This is a genomic window from Streptomyces sp. NPDC057654 (assembly GCF_042800135.1).
GTDB lineage: Bacteria > Actinomycetota > Actinomycetes > Streptomycetales > Streptomycetaceae > Streptomyces.
The window spans coordinates 1-4,895 of record NZ_JBHVHQ010000658.1 but is presented as its reverse complement, the minus strand read 5'-3'; the positions used below and the strand labels follow the sequence as shown (position 1 = coordinate 4,895).

Genomic DNA, 4,895 nt, shown 5'->3' with positions numbered 1-4,895 from the left:
GCCCCGCTGAGCTCCTTGGTCCGTACGGCCCTGGTGATCCACGTACGGTCCAGGACGCGCCGCTCGTCCGCCTCGGCGACGAGGTCCTCGGACTGGTTGTAGTCGCCGTCGGCGGCCTGGAGGGCCCACAGATGGACGGCGACGCCGTGCTCCTTGGCGGACATCAGGCCGGGCAGCAGGTCGCCGTCCCCGGTGACGAGCACGATGTCGGAGCAGGCACGGTTGCGGGCGAGCTCGGTCAGCTCGGCGTGCATGGCGGCGTCCACCCCCTTCTGCGCCCAGCGCCCGTCGCTGCGGGTCAGCGCCCCCAGCCGCACGGTCACGCGCGGCATGACGCGCAGCCGCCGGTGCTCCGGCTGCGGCACCCGGTCGGGCGCGCCGTCGAACCAGTAGATGCGCAGCAGCGGCTGTTCGGTCTCGGCCTCGGCGCGCTCCCGCAGCCCCTGGATGAGGGTCGCGTGGTCGACGGTGATGCGTGATCGCGCCGGCTCCCCGGCCAGCAGGCTCGCGGCGGCGCCCAGCAGATAGCCGGCGTCCACCAGGACGACGCAGCGGTCCACGTTCCACCCTCTTTCCTGGAGTCCAGACGTTCGGTCGCCCCCCGGTACAGCTGTGCCCCGGACTTTTCCTTCGGCTTTCCTTCGAGTCTGCCCGACCGTGCCGGGGTTATCAGCGGGAACTCGATCATCGGCGTGGCGGAAATCACGTGTGCTGGGCAATTAATCGGTTCACTCACGGTAATTGCCCGAAATGCGGTGCCGTTCGGGCCGTGCCACCGTGATTTCCGGAGGGGCGACCCCGACTGGAGGCATGACGATGAGCAAGCACAAGAACCGCGACCGCAACAGACATCAGGCGCGGAGCGCGGCGGAACGCGGCGCGGAGGAGTCGAAGAACACCTCCATGGAGGCTCAGTCAGACCAGATGCAGACCCAGGCGAGCCCGTCGAACATGGCACGCAAGGGGCGCGAGCGGCGGTTCGGCCACAACTGACCGGACGCACTGAGCGTACGAGGGGCGCACCCGGTATTGGGTGCGCCCCTAATTTCTGTCCTATTTCTGGACTATTTCTGTCCTACGGGCCTACGCGATGCGGCTGCCCCGTGCTCTGCGGGATTCGGCTCCCCCGCCGTCGTCCGCCGGTCACCCGGCCAGGCACGCGGGCCCCAGCAGCACCTTGAGGTCGCCGAAAAGCGCCGGGTCCGGGTTGACGCGGTGCCGGTCGAGCCGCAGGACGGTGTTCTTGCGCGCGCCCAGGAGCTTGATCCGCACCTCGGTGGAGCCGCGGTGGTGGCTGAGCACCTGGCCGAGCTTCTCCACCAGCGGCGGGGTGACCTTCACCGTGGGGATGGTGATCAGCACGGGCGCGTTGGTCCCGGCGTTCGACAGGTCGGGGACCATCATCTCCATGGCGACCAGGCGCGGGATGTCCTCGCGCTTGTCGAGGCGGCCCTTGACGAAGACCACGGTGTCCTCGACGAGCTGCGTGGAGACGAGCTGGTACGTCGCCGGGAAGAACATGCACTCGATGGAGCCCGCGAGGTCCTCGACCGTGGCGATCGCCCAGGCGTTGCCCTGCTTGGTCATCTTGCGCTGGAGGCCGGAGATGATGCCGCCGATGGTGACGATCGAGCCGTCGGAGTAGTCGCCGCCGGTGAGCTGCCCGATGCCCGCGTCCGCCTTGTCCGACAGGACGTGCTCCAGGCCGAAGAGCGGGTGGTCGGAGACGTACAGGCCGAGCATCTCGCGCTCCTGCGCGAGCAGATAGGTCTTCTCCCACTCGATGTCGGAGAACTCCACGTCGAGCCCGAAGCCCGGCCCCTCGTCGGCCGCGTCGTCGCCCATGCCGCCGAAGAGGTCGAACTGCCCCTCGGCCTCCTTGCGCTTGACCTGGACCACGTTGTCGATCATGGGCTCGTAGTGCGCGGTGAGGCCCTTGCGGGTGTGGCCCATGGTGTCGAAGGCGCCGGCCTTGATCAGCGACTCGGTGGTGCGCTTGTTGCAGGCGGCGGCCTCGACCTTGTCCAGATAGTCGGGGAAGGAAACGTACTTCCCCTTGGCCTTGCGGGACCGGATGATCGACTCGACCACGTTGGTGCCGACGTTGCGGACCGCCTCCAGGCCGAAGAGGATCACGTCGTCGCCCTGGGCGGCGAAGTTGTGCACGGACTCGTTGACGTTCGGCGGGAGCACCTTGATGCCCATGCGGCGGCACTCGTTCAGATAGACGGCCGACTTGTCCTTGTCGTCCTTGACCGAGGTGAGCAGCGCCGCCATGTACTCGGCGGGGTAGTTCGCCTTGAGGTAGGCGGTCCAGTAGGTGACCAGGCCGTACGCGGAGGAGTGGGCCTTGTTGAAGGCGTACCCGGCGAACGGCACCAGGACGTCCCACAGCGCCTGGATCGCGGCGTCGGAGAAGCCCTTCTCCTTCGCGCCCGCCTGGAAGAGGACGAAGTTCTTCTCCAGTTCCTCCGGCTTCTTCTTGCCCATCACGCGGCGCAGGATGTCGGCCTCGCCGAGCGAGTACCCGGCGATGATCTGCGCGGCCTTCTGCACCTGCTCCTGGTACACGATGAGGCCGTAGGTCAGACCCAGGGTCTCCTTCAGGGGCTCTTCGAGCTCCTTGTGGATCGGAGTGATCTCCTGGCGGCCGTTCTTGCGCTCCGCGTAGTTGATGTGCGAGTTCATGCCCATCGGACCCGGCCGGTAGAGGGCCGAGACGGCGGAAATGTCCTCGAAGTTGTCGGGCTGCATCTGGCGGAGCAGCGAGCGCATCGGGCCGCCGTCGAACTGGAAGACGCCGAGCGTGTCACCGCGGCAGAGCAGCTCGAAGGTCTTGGGGTCGTCCAGCGGGAGGTCGAGCATCTCCAGGTCGATGCCCTTGTTGGCCTTCACCATCTTGACGGCGTCGTCCATGATCGTGAGGTTGCGCAGGCCCAGGAAGTCCATCTTGAGCAGGCCGAGCGACTCGCACTGGGGGTAGTCCCACTGCGTGATCGTCACGCCGTCGGTGTGCCGCGTCCAGAGCGGGGCGTGGTCGACGATCGGCTCGCTGGACATGATCACGCCGGCCGCGTGCACGCCCATCTGCCGGACCAGGCCCTCGACGCCCTTCGCGGTGTCGATGACCTTCTTGACGTCCGGTTCGCTCTCGTACATCCCCCGGATCTCGCCCGCCTCGCTGTAGCGGGGGTGCTTGGGGTCGGTGATGCCGCTGAGGTCGATGCCCTTGCCGAGGACGTCGGCGGGCATGGCCTTGGTGAGCCGGTCGCCCATCGCGTACGGATATCCGAGCACGCGCGCGGAGTCCTTGATCGCGTTCTTCGCCTTGATCTTTCCGTACGTGCCGATCATGGCGACCTTGTCCGCGCCGTATTTCTCGGTCACATACCGGATCACCTCGACGCGCCGACGCTCGTCGAAGTCGATGTCGACATCGGGCATGGAGACGCGCTCGGGGTTGAGGAACCGCTCGAAGATCAGCCCGTGCGTGATCGGGTCGAGGTCGGTGATGCCCATGGCGTACGCGACGATCGAACCGGCCGCGGAGCCGCGGCCCGGTCCCACCGCGATGCCGTTGTTCTTCGCCCACATGATGAAGTCGGCGACGACGAGGAAGTAGCCGGGGAACCCCATCTGGATGATGACGTCCATCTCGTACTCCGCCTGCTTCTGGCGGTCGTCGGGGACGCCTCCCGGGTAGCGGCGGCCCATGCCGACCCGGACCTCCTCCTGGAACCAGGTGACCTCCGTGAACCCCTCGGGGATCTCGAACTTCGGCATGAGGTCGCGCTTCTCGAACATGCCGGCCGTGTCGATCTGCTGGGCGACCAGGAAGGTGTTGCGGCACCCCTCCTGCCAGGCGTCCGAGGAGTCGATGGCGTACATCTCGTCCGTGGACTTCAGGTAGTAGCCGGTGCCGTCGAAGCGGAAGCGGTCCGGGTCGGAGAGGTTCTTGCCGGTCTGGATGCACAGCAGCGCGTCGTGGGCGGTGGACTCGTGCGCGTACGTGTAGTGCGAGTCGTTGGTGACCAGCGGCGGGATGCCGACCTCTTTGCCGATCTTGAGCAGGTCCTCGCGGACCCGGTGCTCGATGTCGATGCCGTGGTCCATCAGCTCCAGGAAATACCGGTCCTTGCCGAAGATGTCCTGGTACTCGCCGGCCGCCTTGCGCGCCTCCTCGTACTGGCCGAGCCGCAGCCTGGTCTGGAGCTCGCCGGAGGGGCAGCCGGTGGAGGCGATGAGCCCCTCCGACCACTGGGCGATCGTCTCCTTGTCCATCCGGGGCCACTTCTGGAGCCAGCCCTCCGCGTACGCGTCCGAGGACAGCTTGAAGAGGTTGTGCAGCCCGGTGCTGTTGGCCGCCCAGATCGTCTTATGCGTATAACCACCCGAACCGGACACGTCATCGCGCTTCTGATGCGGCTGGCCCCACTGCACCTTGCGCTTGTTGCGCCGCGACTCCGGCGCCACATACGCCTCGATCCCGATGATCGGCGTCACCCCCGCCTTCTGGGCGGAGTGGAAGAAGTCGTACGCCCCGTGCAGGTTGCCGTGATCGGACATGGCGATATGCGTCATGCCCATCTCGTTGCACGCGTTGAACATGTCCTTCAGCCGCGCGGCGCCGTCCAGCAGCGAGTACTGGGTGTGCACGTGCAGGTGCGTGAAGGGCTGCTTGGACACGGTGGAGGACCTCCGGCGAACGGTCGGCGACGGCTTGAGGAGACGGCTACGAAGTCTACGACGGCCCACCGACAGCGGCGGGGCACTCGGGGGCCGCCTCGCGCGTTGGAGGCGGAGGGACGGATGTCCCCGGTGGCGGGACATATGTCCCCGGTGCGCGACAACCCAGGAGGACCCAGCGATGGCGACCGAGCACGACCGGGCCACGC

3 protein-coding genes are annotated in these 4,895 nt (G+C 67.1%); 1 reads left to right on the top strand and 2 read right to left on the bottom strand.

Features of this window, described 5'->3' with window-relative positions; genetic code table 11:
• A partial coding sequence (locus ACFU99_RS33015; protein ID WP_384399048.1) for an NYN domain-containing protein occupies positions 1–560 on the bottom strand: 560 nt, incomplete at its 3' end.
• A 256-nt stretch (positions 561–816) separates the two neighbouring features.
• Here ACFU99_RS33015 and ACFU99_RS33010 point away from each other — a divergent pair.
• Positions 817–993 (top strand): hypothetical protein, encoded by a 177-nt coding sequence (locus ACFU99_RS33010; protein WP_384399046.1) that lies wholly within the window; start codon positions 817–819, stop codon positions 991–993.
• A 150-nt stretch (positions 994–1,143) separates the two neighbouring features.
• Here the strand turns inward: ACFU99_RS33010 and dnaE are convergent, their stop codons facing one another.
• Positions 1,144–4,686, bottom strand: a complete 3,543-nt coding sequence (dnaE, locus tag ACFU99_RS33005) for a DNA polymerase III subunit alpha (protein WP_384399044.1) — start codon at positions 4,684–4,686, stop codon at positions 1,144–1,146.
• Between the last annotated feature and the right edge of the window lie 209 nt (positions 4,687–4,895).